The organism is Blastocatellia bacterium, assembly GCA_035573895.1.
Lineage (GTDB): Bacteria > Acidobacteriota > Blastocatellia > HR10 > HR10 > DATLZR01.
This window is the reverse complement of sequence record DATLZR010000077.1, coordinates 1-15,586: the sequence shown is the minus strand read 5'-3', so window position 1 is coordinate 15,586 and position 15,586 is coordinate 1. Positions and strand designations below refer to the sequence as shown.

Annotated in this window: 18 protein-coding genes; 7 read left to right on the top strand and 11 right to left on the bottom strand. The window is 58.4% G+C overall.

The window, feature by feature from the left end; all coding sequences use genetic code 11:
• The 3 genes from VNM72_07975 to VNM72_07965 form a co-directional block, all read left to right on the top strand.
• Positions 1 to 377, top strand: a 377-nt coding sequence (locus VNM72_07975) for an RCC1 repeat-containing protein (GenBank protein ID HXF05339.1), incomplete at its 5' end; no start/stop codon positions are given.
• A 1,363-nt stretch (positions 378 to 1,740) separates the two neighbouring features.
• On the top strand, positions 1,741 to 1,950 hold the full coding sequence (locus tag VNM72_07970; protein HXF05338.1) for a methyltransferase: 210 nt from the start codon (positions 1,741 to 1,743) through the stop codon (positions 1,948 to 1,950).
• A gap of 361 nt (positions 1,951 to 2,311) precedes the next feature.
• On the top strand, positions 2,312 to 3,223 hold the full coding sequence (locus VNM72_07965; GenBank protein HXF05337.1) for an alpha/beta hydrolase: 912 nt from the start codon (positions 2,312 to 2,314) through the stop codon (positions 3,221 to 3,223).
• 354 nt (positions 3,224 to 3,577) lie between these two features.
• On the opposite strand, the gene VNM72_07960 is transcribed toward VNM72_07965, so the two are convergent.
• The 7 genes from VNM72_07960 to VNM72_07930 all read right to left on the bottom strand — a co-directional run bounded on the left by VNM72_07960 (position 3,578) and on the right by VNM72_07930 (position 7,436).
• Positions 3,578 to 4,009 (bottom strand): hypothetical protein, encoded by a 432-nt coding sequence (locus VNM72_07960; GenBank protein ID HXF05336.1) that lies wholly within the window; start codon positions 4,007 to 4,009, stop codon positions 3,578 to 3,580.
• 242 nt (positions 4,010 to 4,251) lie between these two features.
• Complete coding sequence (locus VNM72_07955; protein ID HXF05335.1) at positions 4,252 to 4,437, bottom strand: hypothetical protein; 186 nt, start codon at positions 4,435 to 4,437, stop codon at positions 4,252 to 4,254.
• A gap of 70 nt (positions 4,438 to 4,507) precedes the next feature.
• The gene (locus VNM72_07950; GenBank protein ID HXF05334.1) at positions 4,508 to 5,131 is read right to left on the bottom strand and encodes a DUF3365 domain-containing protein; all 624 of its coding nucleotides are present in this window, start codon (positions 5,129 to 5,131) and stop codon (positions 4,508 to 4,510) included.
• Between the two features lie 39 nt (positions 5,132 to 5,170).
• Positions 5,171 to 5,665 (bottom strand): OsmC family protein, encoded by a 495-nt coding sequence (locus tag VNM72_07945; protein ID HXF05333.1) that lies wholly within the window; start codon positions 5,663 to 5,665, stop codon positions 5,171 to 5,173.
• A gap of 73 nt (positions 5,666 to 5,738) precedes the next feature.
• Positions 5,739 to 5,957, bottom strand: a complete 219-nt coding sequence (locus VNM72_07940; protein ID HXF05332.1) for a DUF2892 domain-containing protein — start codon at positions 5,955 to 5,957, stop codon at positions 5,739 to 5,741.
• A 156-nt stretch (positions 5,958 to 6,113) separates the two neighbouring features.
• Complete coding sequence (locus tag VNM72_07935; protein HXF05331.1) at positions 6,114 to 6,365, bottom strand: zf-HC2 domain-containing protein; 252 nt, start codon at positions 6,363 to 6,365, stop codon at positions 6,114 to 6,116.
• Positions 6,366 to 6,455: 90 nt separating this feature from the next.
• Positions 6,456 to 7,436, bottom strand: a complete 981-nt coding sequence (locus VNM72_07930) for a type II CAAX endopeptidase family protein (GenBank protein HXF05330.1) — start codon at positions 7,434 to 7,436, stop codon at positions 6,456 to 6,458.
• A 458-nt stretch (positions 7,437 to 7,894) separates the two neighbouring features.
• On the opposite strand from VNM72_07930, the gene VNM72_07925 reads away from it, so the two are divergent.
• A complete protein-coding gene (locus tag VNM72_07925; GenBank protein ID HXF05329.1) occupies positions 7,895 to 8,305 on the top strand; it encodes a TIGR03668 family PPOX class F420-dependent oxidoreductase in 411 nt (136 codons plus the stop codon).
• A 96-nt stretch (positions 8,306 to 8,401) separates the two neighbouring features.
• On the opposite strand, the gene gcvPB is transcribed toward VNM72_07925, so the two are convergent.
• From gcvPB to gcvT, 4 genes are all read right to left on the bottom strand, one after another.
• Positions 8,402 to 9,913 (bottom strand): aminomethyl-transferring glycine dehydrogenase subunit GcvPB, encoded by a 1,512-nt coding sequence (gcvPB, locus tag VNM72_07920; protein ID HXF05328.1) that lies wholly within the window; start codon positions 9,911 to 9,913, stop codon positions 8,402 to 8,404.
• Between the two features lie 46 nt (positions 9,914 to 9,959).
• Positions 9,960 to 11,312: an aminomethyl-transferring glycine dehydrogenase subunit GcvPA gene (gcvPA, locus tag VNM72_07915; protein ID HXF05327.1), complete on the bottom strand. Its 1,353-nt coding sequence runs from the start codon at positions 11,310 to 11,312 to the stop codon at positions 9,960 to 9,962.
• A gap of 224 nt (positions 11,313 to 11,536) precedes the next feature.
• Positions 11,537 to 11,935, bottom strand: a complete 399-nt coding sequence (gene gcvH, locus VNM72_07910; protein HXF05326.1) for a glycine cleavage system protein GcvH — start codon at positions 11,933 to 11,935, stop codon at positions 11,537 to 11,539.
• A gap of 23 nt (positions 11,936 to 11,958) precedes the next feature.
• Positions 11,959 to 13,056 (bottom strand): glycine cleavage system aminomethyltransferase GcvT, encoded by a 1,098-nt coding sequence (gcvT, locus tag VNM72_07905; GenBank protein ID HXF05325.1) that lies wholly within the window; start codon positions 13,054 to 13,056, stop codon positions 11,959 to 11,961.
• Between the two features lie 351 nt (positions 13,057 to 13,407).
• Between gcvT and VNM72_07900 the strand changes: the two genes are divergently transcribed.
• From VNM72_07900 to carB, 3 genes are all read left to right on the top strand, one after another.
• Positions 13,408 to 13,962 (top strand): hemerythrin domain-containing protein, encoded by a 555-nt coding sequence (locus VNM72_07900; protein ID HXF05324.1) that lies wholly within the window; start codon positions 13,408 to 13,410, stop codon positions 13,960 to 13,962.
• Between the two features lie 317 nt (positions 13,963 to 14,279).
• The gene (locus tag VNM72_07895; protein HXF05323.1) at positions 14,280 to 15,083 is read left to right on the top strand and encodes a YwiC-like family protein; all 804 of its coding nucleotides are present in this window, start codon (positions 14,280 to 14,282) and stop codon (positions 15,081 to 15,083) included.
• A gap of 129 nt (positions 15,084 to 15,212) precedes the next feature.
• A partial coding sequence (gene carB, locus VNM72_07890) for a carbamoyl phosphate synthase large subunit (GenBank protein ID HXF05322.1) occupies positions 15,213 to 15,586 on the top strand: 374 nt, incomplete at its 3' end.

Below are 15,586 nucleotides of genomic sequence, written 5' to 3'. Positions count from 1 at the left end.
ACTGGGGTGGTCAACTGGGTGATGGGACGACGACGGACCGTAGCGCACCCGTGGATGTACTTGGGCTGGGGAGTGGCGTAAGGGCCATCGCTGCTGGGAATCACACCTGTGCTCTGACCACGGGCGGTGGAGTCAAATGCTGGGGCAATAACTGGGCTGGTCAACTGGGCGATGGGACGAGGACGAGCAGCAACGTGCCAGTGGACGTGGTTGGGCTGGGGAGCGGCGTCGTGGCCATTGCGGCAGGTGGGAATCACACCTACGCTTTGACCGAGGGCGGTGGGGTCAAATGCTGGGGCTGGGATGGATATGGCCAATTGGGCGTTGGCACGATCACGTACCGGACGACCCCGGTGAATGTGGTGACCTCACGCTAATAGCCGTCACTTCAAGGGCGCAGCCGGAGAGCTTCAATCCACAGGCTTACACTCCCTGCCACAGCAGGGCATCGGCTTTTCGGGGGTGAAAAATTCCCGCTTGACTTTCTGGAGCGTGCTCAAAGAATGTCGTCCTGCGAAGAACCAAGTACTCACCAAATAGGTGTGGTGAGGGGGAATTCCATGGAGGATTTGACGGTCGGAGGGGCGGTCTCACGTGGTATTCCTGAACCGTTTGTTATGGTGCGTGGGAAGTCCAGCTTCGTCCACAAGTTCGCCGAAACTGAGGCTGCTAGATCCGATGCACTAGCGGTTCCGAGCACGACATCTCAACTTCCGGATGTTCTGGCGTTCGTTTGCGACGCGCTAGTACGACGGAGGATTCAGGAGTTACTTAGCCATAAGGATGTCAGCACCGGAGGGATTACACACATGTTTTGAACCAAGCGGGAGGATAGCGTGTACGAAGCCTGGCTGATACCTCTGAGAAGCGATGCAGTGTTTTGGGGGATGAGTTTAGGCTGCAGAATCTGCAGTCTAACTTGACGGAGAGATTCTCATGTTCAGGGATATTACATGCTTTTTGGCAACAACATACAGTTGCGTTCCAGAATGAAACGAGGTTCGGTTTAGACTGCCAAAATGGCAGTCTTTGCCGGTTTCATCTTGGCAGTCTAGATTCCTGTTAGCTGGCACTGCATTCAGCCGAGTAAAGCGCAAGATTCGCTTCGCAAATGAATGAGCGCTGAGCAAACCGAAGGGGGGCGATGACTAGGCAGGATATCGAAGTATGGTTGTCTTCATTCTTTGTCAAGTATCTTTACCCTGGCGTGATCGTCGCTGTGGTCATCTTGATATCCCTTCTTCTCAATTGTAATCTTGCAAGCTAAGCGTTTGGATGGAGCTATTCGCCGCACGATCGGCGCCTTGCTTCCAGTGTTTGGGTTTTCCATCTTCATGGCTATCAAATCCAGTACTCCGGAGCTCAGATTCTTCCCTAGTGTCTTCGGTCCAAAGATTCAGTTTGGTATCGGCATGGGGATAGGTTTCGTGGTTATGGAAATGGGCCGCCACTACCTACGACCGATTCTGATAAATGGCGGCTGTCTACGCATTGGTTTTATCCAGCTTGGGAGTATTTATAATGTGGGCTGTGATGGTGCGCCTTCTAGGAGGCCTGAATTTTTGGCTTATGGGCCTAATAATGGGTGGAGGAGTGCATGTCGTACTTCGCGGTTTCGCCCCCTCAGACACGACCGTATAGGGATCGAACGCGTTTCGCGCTTAATCCCGACCGCACATGGTCAGGGGGGCGTTCTCATAAGTTTCTTAGGAGGAATTGCGTTTGCCAATTCCCACAAGAGTGGCGAAGCTTGCAGGATTGATTATCGTGTACGTGGGAATGATCCTGGTCGTTTGGGCCGCCGTGCATATCAAAGGTGCATTTCTGGGCGAAGTAGAACTGAGGTTGGATGTGCTGGTGCGGGATGGGCCCTATCGTTTTGTTCCCCATCCGGTATATCTTGGCATGACGATTGCTCTTGTGGCACTTGTTGTTGCTCTCAGGAGCTAGCCGGGGCTAATCGGTGTATTTGTCGTGTTTCTTCCCAGCGAAATCTATCGGGCGAAGCTGGAAGAGAAGGCCCTGGCTCGCAAGTTTGGGAGCGAGTGGGAGAACTACGCGGCTCAGACGGGATTCATCTTGCCATTCATCGGAAAGGGATAGGGGAGCACTTCACCATTCCGGTGTGTTCGCGTTTCAGGTTGAAACCCAACACCCGTATAAGCACTGCGCAGACATGCAGTGCGTTAACCGAACTAAGGGAGCAGTGTTTGCGGGAGCAGGCAGCATGACCCACCGCTCCAGTCGGTGCCGCCTTCGGTGTCGCGGCTGAAGCACGAGCCGTTAGGCGAAAGGGTCGGGGAGAAAGTCAATGCGTTCAAGGCTGAAGTGGATTATTCCGGTGCTCATGGCGGCGGGGCTGAGCGCTGTTTACATCTGGCCAGTGCCCAGACCTCCATTTGATGAGTTGTACGCTAGAGTCAATCCTGCCATCGTTACCTCGCTCCGAACTTTTCGCCAGGCACATCCGCCGCAGTGGCTTCAAGTTGGAGGTGCGGCCTGGGAATACATCGCCACAGGAGGGGGCCAGGAAACGATCCTCTTTTTGCACGGCATGACGGGGGCTTATGACATCTGGTGGCAGCAGATAGAAGCGCTCAAGGGGCGATATCGCATCATCTCGGTCACCTATCCTCCTGTATGGAGCCTGGAGGAATTAGAGGCGGGCATTTTGGCTATCCTGGAGAGGGAAGGTGTGGCGGAGTTCAATGTTGTTGGCACCTCGCTTGGCGGATACTTCGCGCAATATCTCATAGCCAGGCATCCGGAGAGAATCCGGCGTGCTGTTTTATCAAACACTTTCCCGCCGAATGACGTGATTGCGGAAAAGAACCGCACATTAGGTAGGATCCTGCCTTATCTGCCCGAATGGCTGGTGCTTTTTGTGTTTCGAGATAGCTTCAAGAAAACCATTTATCCCGCATCTGGTAATGACGAGTTGACCCTGGCCTTTCTAAGGGAGATTGGCTACGGGCGAGTGAGCAAGGCGCAACTGGTTGGGCGCTACTATTGTGTTATTGAGAAGTTTACGGCGCCCACTCCGAAGATGCCTGTGATGATCATCGAGTCGGACAATGATCCTTTGGTGGAGTTGGGGCTGCGCGAGCAATTGAAAGCTGCCTATCCGGGCGCGGCTGTGCGAATCTTCTCTGGCGCTGGGCATTTTCCTTATCTCAATCGCGCGCAGGAGTACACCCGGTTGCTCGTTGATTTTTTTGAGTGAGCCGCGATAGCGGGGTAACGCCGCCGACGCCGCATCGGGCGGATGCGACGAATGCAACGCACAGCAGATTCGGGGACTCGAGCGAGTTCGGCAGCAAAGGTTCGGACTCGAGCCGCCGCACGCTCATGCTCGCCGCTGACCGAGCGCAGTCGGGTGAACCGTGCGGCTGATTTCAGACTGATTTCAGAGGGACCGACACACGGCCGACGACTCTGATCGAGAGGCGCTTTCAAATACCTTCCTGACGGCAGTGTCGCTGACGATGTCAGGTGTCGTGATCATCGGCTTCTGGCGAAGCTTCTTCGCCATGCTTGCCGGAGGCCGTTTCGGACCGGGCTCTGGAGGTGGAGGTTACTATTTCGGCTCCTCGGTCTCCATCCGCCCCAGCATGATGAGGCTCTCAAGGTCTTCCAGCGCGTCGGGCTCGAAAGCTTCCACTACGCGCCGAACTTCGGCGAGTTGATCCTCTCCGGCCTGGCCGAGCATTTGGGCGAGATCGGCCACATCTCGAACTCGACTTGATCGCAACTTCATCAAGACGAAATAGGGCAGGGGTAATATGGGCAAGCCCTGGAGATCGAGGTTCTGCTGCGCTTCAGCCAGGGCTTGTGTCACCCACGGTTCGCTCGACTCCAGGACGTCCACTTCGACACCTTCGGGTGATCGCCACGCGGAGCCTCCCCCCGTCAGTTCCTGGAGATATTGATAGCCAGCGCGTTGGGGCCGCTCCCTGGCCGCAGGTGCGTCTTCCGCCGCTATGAGGATATCTAAAATCCACCGTCGCACGTTCCGGCATGTAGTGTCGAGTGGCGACTTCTCCCACTGTGGCCCAGCGAATGTCCCCAAGAATGTATTTCAAATCTGGCCATATGATCATAGCGGTTCTCCGTCGGAGCAGCTCCGAACTGGTGCCTGTTCCGGGATTCTGCCGTTTGGTCGCCAGTTGAATAATCAACCGCCGCACGTCTTTGGGTCCACGCGCCATGCTACCCTCTGTTGGCTAACGCATTATAGCCTGATCGAGGGCGTTATGGTACGCCGGGCGCCGCCTCCCGGCGATCGGCCAACGAGATGGCTGCGCCGACCAGGGGGGCGCGCACCTGCGCATCAATTTCGAGCGGCGATGTCGTGCCGCGATTGTGCAGGACTTCATCCCGCAAGCGCGAGAGCGCCAGGAAACTATGCGGCGCGCTCAACCCCAAGCTGAAACGCACACCCCCAATCACCGCGAGAAAAGCGCGGGCGGGGAAGGCGCCCTGTTCATTGATGCGAGGGCCGTCCTCATCATCGCTTATCCGTCGGCAAGGCGATCTTCACGCTGATGGCTCCGCGCACGTCGCCCGTGTGATAGCCTGTTGCTCGGTCGTCGGGGTATTTCTCGGCCAAAATCGCTTTCACCTCCGGCGGGATGTTCGCCTTCTCGCCGTGACAGGTGATGCACATCGGCCCGGCAATGAGCGGCCTCATGTACCGGAGATAGTCGCGCTGGCCTTCTCGGACGACCTCAAAGTACTCATTCGCCAGCTTCTTCTCTCGATTGAGGCGGTCGAATTCTTCGAGCTTCTGCCGCTCATAGTCGTCGGGAATATCTTTGGGATTGCGATAGCCGAGGCTCACGCGGCGAACATAATGCCCGGTGCGGGCGGTAAATTCGCGCGGGATGTCTTGTGCGACTTCCGAGCAGACGCGCACGGCACTGGCATATCCGCCTTTCTCCAGTTCCTTGAAGAGAAGGCCGCGAACCGTCTCGGCCAGCTCATCGGCTATCCGCCGCGCCTGCTGGAGTGCCGCTTCGATCCGGCTCTCCTGACCCGGTTGTGCACTGGACTGCAACGGAATGCCCCCGCCGGAGGCAACAATAACGGTGATAAGGGCGGCTATTTTGAGCAGCGAGGAAAAATTTCTCATCGTCCCTGCCTCCTTACCGATGAACGGAAAGACGGGTTCTCACGGTGCGTCGCCCGGCAATTGCGTGCCCGGAGTCCCCTGTTGTAACAGGATGTTGCCTTGGGGATCACGGACGAGCACGTTAACCTCGATTCCTTTTCTCACGCTCGCCGTGACGACGCAGTAGTCTTCAAAGATGTCCAGGCATCGGCCGGTGCGCTGAGGCTCTTGGCCGGGAACGTCAACGACGATTGACACATCCAGCCGCACGACGCGCCACCGACCCCGTTCGTTTCTTTGCAAAAAGCCGGTCACGGTGGTCTTCAGACTTTTTACATCCAGGCGAGCTTTTTGCAAGCAGAACAATAAACTGGCGCTCAGGCAATTTCCCACGGCCGCTCCCAGCAAGCGAGCGGCATTCGGACCTTTCCTTTTACCGATGGGCTCGGGTTCATCTACCGTGAGCGGCTCCAGGTGGTCCCAGTCAAACCGAACGTGAAACTCGAAATCCTGGATTCGCTCCATTTCGAGTGAAAATGTGTGTTCTTCTGCCATTGTCCACCCTCCAGGATAGGGCGTGACGCCCCGGCGTCAGGCTCTAGAGCGGCGCGAAAGACGCCATGTTACCTCACACTCGGTCGGAGATCATGTTGCCGCTTTCCGATTTCACGCCGAGCCGTCGCAAGAAGGTCATCATCGGGCACCAGTTCGTGAACGCCGATTGGATCAGGTTCAACGCGACAAAGCCCGTGAAGAGGAACCAGGCGGGATTAACATAGTAGCCCAGAAGCAGGCTGGCAAGGACGAAACTTCCTGCAATCAACCGCAAATATCGCTCAAGTGTCATAATCGGTCACCTCCTTTGTGTGGTTCTTTCACCTCTGTTTGATCCAGAGGGCGCGGAAAGGATTCAGAAAATTTTGCTCGGGCCGGTGGGGGGTGCAGCAGCGAAGGTGCCGGGAAAAAGGCTGATAGTGTCAGTTCCGGGGGACTTAAAGCAGTGTTATCCGCGCGATCGGCGGACTCGCTTGCGCAGTTCGGCCTGAAGCATTCGTTTGAGGTCTTGGCGCAGGGCTTCGGGTAGAGGGCGAGAGGGGAGTTGCCGACAGATCTCCACCGTCTGTCGCAATGTGTGAACAAACACGCGGCATTGTGGGCAGTCCGACAGATGCGTTTCGATTTGATCGCAGAGTCCTCCGGGAAGCTCTCCGTCAATGTATTCCGATAGGCGAGCGAAAAGGTCCTGGCATGTCATAAGCTTCACCTCCTCATCTCTAAAAGAGCCAATAGCCCTGCGAACGATTCGCAATATTCAGTCGGCCCCGAGGATGACCTTCTCACGGTCTCAGGTGTTGTTCTTTTCCTCGGTCACGGGCATGGCGGATGCAGGTGACGCCGGAGTGAGACCCTCCAGCGATTCCGGTGCCGGGCGGAGCCAGTTCGCCCGCCAGAGCCAGATCGTCGCCCCCACAAGAATAATGCTGGCCAGGATTCCTCCTTCGGGTCCGTAGTCGCCGCCGGTAATCCACTGCGGTCCCTGATGTGAGGCCGTAAAAAGCGCCACGCGCGCGGCGTCCGGCAAGCCGCTCACGTTGAGCCCATAGACGGTTCCCATGGTGAAGTTCCAGGAGAAATGCGCGCCGGTGACAAACCACAGACTGCGGGTCTTGTAATATCCCACCGAAAGCCACACGCCCGCCATGATGGTGTTGATCAGCGCCAGCCACGACCAGCTCGGATTGAGCAGATGAGCCAGACCAAAAATGACTGAAGGGACGGCGATGGCGACGCCGGGGCGGACATCCAGGAGGAGCGTCTGTAACGGATAACCCCGAAAGACCAGCTCCTCAAAGCAAGCGGCGATGAGGAAAATGAGAGCATACGACCAGACCCCGTGACTGAGACGCGTCGTGAGGGCTTCGCTCACCCGCAGAGTAAGAGTGCCGGAGACAACTTGAATCACAACTATGAGACTGATCATCCCCGCCGCTACGGCCATCCCCAGCAGGAGATCGCGTCCCCAGCCGCGATGTCGTTGATACCCGATACTTCCCAGCCGACGCCGATCCAGCCAGCGGAGACAGATGGCCGAGGCCATCACCGCCGCCGCAATCTGAAGGGCGTAGAGGATAAGCTCATATCCTGGCGTGCCGAGCTGCTCCCGTAACGTCTCATCCGTTGGAAGCGTTCGGCTCACGACCATGAAGACAAATCCGGCGGCGAATCCTAATAGGCCAAAGGCGATGGCGAGCAAGAGGAAAAAGATGGTCACTCGCCACCCCACTCGAATGCGACCCGTCCTGGGAGAAACGAAGATGTAAGTCATAGGACGACGTATCTTGCGCGAGAAGCGCCTGCCATGTCAACTATCTGGATGAGGAGATCCCGCCGTCTCTCTGGAGCAGGACACAGTGCGCATCCACCTGCAGGTGAGGGAAGATGGTCTTTCGCCACACCGTCGCGTAAACTTTCGAGTCTGCGACCATGCACAGGCTGGAAAACCTGAGTCACATTTTCTGGGGAATCGCCCATGTGCTTGCGCACGCCACGAAGGATGACAATGCATTTGCCAAACGGATGACAAGGACCGACCGATGACTGATCCGTTGGAACCTTTCATCCCTTGGCGGAGAGTCTCACGTCATTCAGAGTGTCTCGCGGGCCGTTTCCCCATGTGGCCCGTGGCGGTGCTCAATAGCGATGAAAGAAGCCGCGGATGGCACCGATTCTCGCGGAGAGAAAAATCCGGAGAAATCTGTTGGTCTTTTTCAAAGGAGGAGGAGCATGGACGTGAAATCCCTCGTGCGCTCGGCTCGCGTCGCACGCTTAGCGACGGCAAGTCCCGACGGTCGGCCCCACGTCGTCCCCATCTGCTTCGCTTACGATGGAACGTTCTTTTACTCGGTGGTTGATCGAAAGCCCAAGCGCGTTCCTCCCGATGAGCTTGTGCGGGTGAGAAATATCCGGGCGAATCCGCAGGTCTGCCTCCTCATTGATCACTACGAGGAGGATTGGAGTCGCTTGTGCTACGTTCTCATTCCGGCAGAAGCGGAGGTGGTGACGGCGGGGGAAGATCACAGGCGAGCGATCGCGCTCCTGCGCTCGAAGTATTCTCAATACGAGGCGATGGATCTCGGCGAGAGCCTGATCATCAAAATTCGGCCCCGTCGGATGATCTACTGGAGTATGACATGAGGCAGTGACGGATCACGGCCTCCGGCGTGCGTGTTGTCCCGGCGTTGGACGCGTGAAGGCTCTGGACGTTTGGCCTGGCGGGGGGAGCCGATGCTCCTACCGCGATTGTTCGGCTCCGGAGGTTGGCTCGGCCGGTCGCCAGCGCAGCACGGGTTTGCGGGCTGCCGTGACTTCATCCAGCCGACCGATGCGCGTCGTATGAGGTGCATGACGCACGAGATCAGGATTCTCCCGACATTCCCGGGCGATGGCCTTCATCGCTTCGATGAAGAGGTCCAGCTCTTCGCGGCACTCGGTATCGGTCGGTTCCACCATGAGCGCTCCCGGGACAATGAGGGGAAACGACATCGTCGGCGGATGAAAGCCATAATCAATGAGGCGCTTGGCAATATCCACGTTGCGCACACCATAAGGACGCTGCCACTTATCCGAGAAAATGACCTCGTGCATGATGCCGCCGGGATAGGGGATGTCGTAGGTGTCCTTCAAGTGATGGGCGATGTAGTTGGCATTGACGACGGCGGCTTCGGCGACTTCACGTAAACCATCGGCTCCAAGAGTCAGGATGTAACAGAGAGCGCGCACGAGCACGCCGAAATTCCCATAAAAGGCGCGAATGCGCCCGATGGTCTGAGGCCTGTCGAAATCCAGCCTCACCGTTCCCTCAGTCGTGCGAACGAGACGGGGAACAGGGAGGAAGGGTTCGAGCGTCTCGCCAACAAATACCGGGCCCGCACCCGGTCCGCCGCCTCCATGAGGGGTGGAGAAGGTCTTGTGCAGGTTGAGGTGGATGACATCAATCCCCATATCTCCGGGACGCGCGATGCCGAGGAAGGCATTAAAATTGGCTCCATCCATGTAGACGAGTCCGCCGGCGTCGTGAACGATGCGCACGATCTCCTCGATCTCCTCTTCGAAGAGGCCGAGCGTATTGGGATTGGTGAGCATGAGAGCGGCGACCTCGTCAGTCATTGCCCGGCGAAGGGCTTCGACGTCCACCAGACCGCGCTCATTCGAGCGGATGGTCTGAACGCCATAACCGCAGACGGTGGCGCTGGCGGGATTCGTTCCGTGAGCGGAATCGGGGATGAGGACCTTCTTTCGCGGATTACCGCGAGACTGAAGGCAGGCGCGGATGAGCATCAGTCCGGTCAGTTCGCCATGAGCGCCGGCCGCCGGAATCAACGTTCCCGCCTTCATCCCGGTGATTTCGCAGAGTAACTCTTCCAGCCATTTGATGACCTGGAGGCTTCCTTGCGACAGCTCCTCCGGTGTGTAGGGGTGATGATTGATGAAACCGTCGAATCGCGCCACCTTTTCGTTCAGTTTGGGGTTGTATTTCATCGTGCAGGACCCCAGCGGATAGAGGCCGAGATCCACCGCATAGTTCCAGCGCGACAATCGGGTATAATGGCGAACGACATCCACTTCGCTCAACTCCGGCATCCCTTCGATGGGACCGCTCCGGAGAAATCGTTTCTCGATGAGCTGCTCCAGGGCCGTTTCCGGGACATCCAGAGGAGGCAAACTGTAGGCGCGACGGCCCGGTCGAGACCGCTCGAAGATGAGCGATTCACTTCGCGTGACATGATACTCAGGCTTTCTCATAGGTATGAGCGCCGTAGCAATCCATCATCATGAGACGGACTCTTGCTCATGATGAAGACGTCTCCTGTTCCAGGACAGCAACGTAGCGATCGAGTTCCTCGCGCGGAATGGTTTCGGTCACGCACACGAGGAAGCAATCGCCAAGCTCGGGGTAGAACTGACCGAGCGCCAGGCCCCCGAGGATCTTCTCCTGCTGTAAACGGCGCAGGACCTGGTTGACCGGTCGGTTCGTGCGGACGACGAATTCGTTGAAAAACGAGTGACGAAAGCGCAGGCTGAATCCGGGCAGACGGGCGATCCGACGGGAGAGATAGGCGGCTTTTTGAAGATTCTGGAAAGCGACCTCGCGCAGGCCCTGCGGACCCAGAGTACACAGGTAGATGGCCGCCATCAGAGCGCACAGCTCCTGACTCGTGCAAATATTGGAGGTGGCTTTCTCCCGACGGATGAACTGCTCGCGGGTGGCGAGCGTGAGCACGAAACCGCGACGGCCTTGATGATCAAAGGCCTGCCCGACGATCCGCCCCGGCATCTGGCGGACGAATTTCTCTCGCGTCGCCAGTAGGCCGAGATAGGGACCGCCGAAGCTGAGCGGCACGCCGAAAGATTGACCTTCGCCGACAACAATGTCAGCTCCACAGGAGCCGGGCGGTCGAAGGAGTCCCAGACTGATCGGTTCCGTGACGACGACGATCAACAGAGCCCCCACGTCGTGCGCCCGCTCGGCCAGGGTCTCCACATCCTCGATCCCTCCAAAGAAATTGGGCGATTGAACCACCACGGCCGCCGTGTCCGGTGTCGGGCGAACGCTCGTGGGATCAAGGCAGCCGGTTTCCCGATCATAGTCGGCCAGCGTCAGATCGAATCCCAGCGTTTTGGTGTACGTCTGGACCACCTGCCGATATTCCGGGTGAACCGTTGCGGCGAGGATGACATGGCGGCGATCAGTCAGCCGCTCGGCCATGAGCACGGCTTCGGCCAGAGCAGTCGAGCCGTCGTAGAGTGCCGCGCTCGCAACATCCATGCCGGTGATCTGGCAGATGAGCGTCTGGTACTCGAAGATCGCCTGGAGCGTGCCCTGACTGATTTCCGGCTGATACGGCGTGTAGCTGGTGTAAAACTCGGCGCGAGAAATCAGCGCATCAATGAGCGACGGGATGAAGTGATGATACGCACCCGCTCCCAGGAAAAGCGTCATCTCGCCGGCCGAGGCGTTCTCTGCCGCAAGGCGGCGAAACAGCGCCAGGACGTCGCTCTCGGCCTGTGCCGGCGGCAGTCGAAGTGGTTCCCGCAGACGAAATTTCTCCGGGATCGGGCGAAAGAGGTCGCTCACGTCGCTCAGTCCGATCTCTCGCACCATCTGAGCGCGTTCTTCCGCCGAATTGGGAATATATCTCATGGGTGATTACTCCGGAGTGAGCGCTGGGGTGGAGGAATTATTCGGAGCGCCTCGGGTTCGCCCGGAAACCCCGAAAAGTAGCGCAGACCGTCGAGTCTGCGGAAACGTACAGGCCAGAGAGCCTGCACTCCATTGTTCGGCGGAGGATCGGGACGACCCTGGCACACCGGTGGGGAGTCGGAGACCGTGTGCCTGAGGCGCGGCCTTCGTCTCGCGGAGGAGGCTCATTTTCCTTTCTCTTCTTCCTTGACGAACTCTTCGTACTCGCTGGCCGACATGAGCGTTTCCAGCTCGTCGGGATCGCTAATGGTGATCTTGATCATCCACCCGTCGCCATAAGGGTCCTGATTGACGAGTTCGGGCGAATCGGTCAGATCCTCGTTGACGGCAATCACCTCACCGCTCACGGGCATGAACAGTTCACTCACGGCTTTCACCGACTCGACATTGCCGAAGGGCTCGGCCTGGCTGAAGCTATCGCCGACGCTCGGCAGTTCGACATAGACGATGTCTCCGAGCGCCGCCTGCGCGTAGTCGGTGATACCAATCACACCGGTATCATCTTCCACGCGAATCCATTCGTGTTCGCGGGTGTAGAGGCAATCCTCAGGGTAGTTGGCCATGCTCACTTCCCTCCCAAGATTTTCTATTTCGGCCGCTTGTAAAACGGCGTGGGGACCACCTCCGCTTCGACCGGTCGCTGCCGGATGAGGACCTGAAAGCGAGTCCCCACGTCGGTGTACTCTATTGGAAGGTAGGTCAATCCGATATTTTTCTTGAGAAACGGGGCGAAGCTCCCGGACGTGACCTGACCGACGGGCTGACCGTTGATGAGAACGGGATATCCCTCGCGGGCGGGTGCGCGGTCGCGCACTTCAAAACCCACAAGGCGTCGCCGCAGACCTTCCTGTTTCTGCCGCCAGAGGGCGTCGCGGCCCAGAAATTCTCCTTTGTCAAACTTCACCATCCAGCCCAGATTGGCTTCGAGTACGGTCGTCGTCTCATCAATGTCATTGCCGTAGAGCAGCATGGCAGCTTCCAACCGAAGCGTGTTGCGGGCTGCCAGTCCACAGGGTTTCAGACCGACGTCCCGTCCGGCATCGAGAATGCGATTCCACACCCATTCGACCGATTCCGCCGGGACGTAGAGTTCGAATCCATCTTCACCGGTGTACCCCATGCGGGCAATGAGACAGGAAATCCCCGCCACCTCCCCCTGATCGAACCAGTAGTAGCGAATGCGGCTGAGGACGACATCGGTGAGCGACTGCAACGTCTGTTCGGCGGCCGGACCCTGAAGAGCGATCTGGGCATAGGAGCTGCTCACATCGTAGAGATCCACCGCCCGCCCCTGAAGATGGTCTGCGATCCAGCGGAAATCTTTTTCCCGATTGGCCGCGTTGACGCAGAGCATGAAATGGTCCACGCTGACGCGATACACGGTGATGTCGTCAACGAAGGTCCCCTGCTCGGTCGTGAGCGCTGAATACTGGGCCTGATGGTCGCGCAACCGGGAGGCATCGTTGGGCGTGAGCATCTGAATCGCGGCCAGGGCATCCGGGCCCCGCAGCTCAAATCGCCCCATGTGACTGATGTCGAACAATCCGGCCGCTGTGCGCACCGCCAGATGCTCGTCAATCGCCCCGGTGTACTGGACCGGCATCCACCATCCGGCGAAGTCAACGAATCGTGCTCCCAAGACCTCGTGCAGCTCAAAGAGCGGTGTCTTCTTCAGCTCTGTCATCTGAATCCGCAGGCGAAACTCCTCGGCGAAATTCCCAGCCCATCATCCCCGATGGCAACAGAGTCGGCAAACTAACATAGGGATCTTCGGTCGTCAAGATTGAACCCCGGGCCGCTCCCGGATGTGCTCTCGTCGCTCTCCACCCTCTGGCTGCCCATGCCGCTTGGGGCGGAAAATCCATGCCTCCGCCCTGAAGTCCGCTCGTGAACCAGGCCTCGATCGTCGGTCGAGGGGTCCAACGGCATCTTTTCGGGCCGGGCGCGTGACCTAAGTCACGGCGCACTCTCGCTCCCCTGGATTATTCTCGTCTCTCGAAATGTATGCCGGATCACAATGAAAGGAGAACACACCATGCCAACACCCGTTGAAATTCTCAGTCACGAACATCGGATCATCGAAAAGGTCTTGAGAGCCATTGAGGGAATCTGCGGGAAGCTGGAGCGGGGCGAGGCGGTTCCCCCCGATGTCCTGTCGCAGGTGATCGCCTTCATTCGGGATTTCGCCGACGGCTGCCACCACCGGAAGGAAGAACAGATGCTCTTTCCCGCACTCGAAGAGCACGGCGTCCCTCGCGAGGGAGGACCGATCGGCGTGATGCTCTACGAGCACGAAGTGGGGCGCCACCTCGTCGCCCAGATCAGTCGTGCGGTGGAAGCTTACACGGCAGGGGATCGTGCTGCCGGACAGGAGATCATCCCGCCCGCCCGTCGGTACATCGAGTTATTGACCCAGCACATCTTCAAAGAGGATAATGTCCTCTTTCCGATGGCCGAGCAAGTCCTCGATTCCTCGGCGCAAGCATCGCTCGCGCAGGCATTCGAGCGGATGGAAGAGGACAAAGGACTGCGGACACACGCGCACTATGAGGAGGTGGCCTCGCAGTTGGAAGCAGCGTGGACGAGATAGGGCCCTCGCGCGAGCACAAACTTTTCTCAGTCGGCTATCTCGCGGGAAGCGTGGGCTGGAGAGCCTGCGCGACGGAAAAGCTTCTCATGAAGCGCGGGCGGCTCCGACGACAGTGAAAAGCTCATCCAGATGCGGAGGAGACGAGACAATCCGTATCCATCGGTCAGGGGCCTCAGAGCAGGTGTTCGTATGAAGCCCGCGGGCTCGCCACGAACGTCGAAGAGGCGGGAGCCCCGCTTCCGGTGGGCTCCTTACTCATGGGCCAAAGGGGCAGGTAAGATGCCTGCGCTCTCAGGGAATTTCGCGGAGGGACGCAGATGAGTCTCCGAGCACAATGGAAACTCCCCAAAGAGCACGGTGCATGGGCGATGGTGTCAGTCTCGCTGGCGCTGGGTATGCTGGTGGCCCGACAGGTCTCGGGGCGATTGATTTTACTGATCATATCGGTCATGGCTCTTTTCATTGCCCGCGAATCTCTCGTCGCCTGGTGGCGGGCGCGACAGCGAGGCCGAAGCGTTCCCGAAGCGGAGCGCCTGGCTCGGTTCTATCTGGCCGTCGCTCTCGTGACCGGCGCCCCGCTTGTTCTCTGGCATCACCTCTTGGGCCTCGTTCCGCTCGGCCTCTTGGCCGGAGTTTTGCTCCTTCTCAATCTCCGACAGGCCGAATCGCTGGAAGATCGGACGGTTCTCGGCGAAATCCTCGCCATCACGGGATTGACGCTGGCGGCGCCGGCGGCCTATTACGTGGCGCGGGGACGATGGGAGAGCACCGCTCTCTGGTTGTGGGTTCTGTCAGCTCTCTACTTCACCTCATCCGTCTTCTATGTGAAGTTGCGCGTGCTCAGCGCGGGTCGGCGGCGGGAAGAGGCGCAGCGGAGCGTGTGGCGACAGTGCCTCTTCTACCATTCGTTTCTGCTCGCCGCACTGGTCCTGTTGGCCGTCACCGGACGGGTGAACCTGTTCGTCCTCTGCGCCTTCGTGCCCATCCTTGCGCGAACATTGTGGGCTTTACTGCGGCCGGTGCGATGGCTCAATCTCACGCGCATCGGCATACTGGAGATCGTCTACTCGCTGATCTTTCTTGTCTTCCTCACGCTCGGTTTTTCTCCTCCGGCGCAGTGATTCGCGTCCCGTTCCCTCTCCCGCGTGGACGTCAATAGTTTCAGGTGTCAGCCGATACTTCCCTTGCATTCTCTCGCTGGCTCAGCGTAAGATTCAGGTTTGTGACGACACCGGGACAGACGAACGTGGATGCCAAAGCGAACGGACATTGAGAAAATCCTCATCATCGGCTCCGGACCTATTGTCATTGGTCAGGCCTGCGAATTTGATTATTCGGGAACGCAAGCTTGCAAGGCCCTGCGCAGCGAAGGTTACTTTGTGATCCTGGTCAATTCCAACCCGGCCACGATCATGACTGATCCGGAGTTTGCCGATCGGACTTACATCGAGCCGCTCACGGTCGAGGTCCTGACGGCGATCATCGAGCGCGAGCGACCGGATGCGTTGCTGCCGACCGTTGGCGGACAAACCGGTCTGAATCTGGCCGTCGCTCTGGCCGACAACGGTGTGCTCGAGCGCTACGGGGTACAGTTGATCGGCGCGAACCTCCAGGCCATCCGCAT

Coding starts and splice junctions, on each gene's coding strand:
- gcvPA (HXF05327.1), bottom strand. CDS start 11,312: ATGAGATATATTCCCAATTCGGCGGAAGAACGCGCTCAGATGGTGCGA.
- VNM72_07925 (HXF05329.1), top strand. CDS start 7,895: ATGGACGTGAAATCCCTCGTGCGCTCGGCTCGCGTCGCACGCTTAGCG.
- VNM72_07950 (HXF05334.1), bottom strand. CDS start 5,131: ATGAGAAATTTTTCCTCGCTGCTCAAAATAGCCGCCCTTATCACCGTT.
- VNM72_07940 (HXF05332.1), bottom strand. CDS start 5,957: ATGACACTTGAGCGATATTTGCGGTTGATTGCAGGAAGTTTCGTCCTT.
- VNM72_07945 (HXF05333.1), bottom strand. CDS start 5,665: ATGGCAGAAGAACACACATTTTCACTCGAAATGGAGCGAATCCAGGAT.
- gcvT (HXF05325.1), bottom strand. CDS start 13,056: ATGACAGAGCTGAAGAAGACACCGCTCTTTGAGCTGCACGAGGTCTTG.
- gcvPB (HXF05328.1), bottom strand. CDS start 9,913: ATGAGAAAGCCTGAGTATCATGTCACGCGAAGTGAATCGCTCATCTTC.
- gcvH (HXF05326.1), bottom strand. CDS start 11,935: ATGGCCAACTACCCTGAGGATTGCCTCTACACCCGCGAACACGAATGG.
- VNM72_07930 (HXF05330.1), bottom strand. CDS start 7,436: ATGACTTACATCTTCGTTTCTCCCAGGACGGGTCGCATTCGAGTGGGG.
- VNM72_07895 (HXF05323.1), top strand. CDS start 14,280: ATGAGTCTCCGAGCACAATGGAAACTCCCCAAAGAGCACGGTGCATGG.
- VNM72_07965 (HXF05337.1), top strand. CDS start 2,312: ATGCGTTCAAGGCTGAAGTGGATTATTCCGGTGCTCATGGCGGCGGGG.
- VNM72_07900 (HXF05324.1), top strand. CDS start 13,408: ATGCCAACACCCGTTGAAATTCTCAGTCACGAACATCGGATCATCGAA.
- VNM72_07935 (HXF05331.1), bottom strand. CDS start 6,365: ATGACATGCCAGGACCTTTTCGCTCGCCTATCGGAATACATTGACGGA.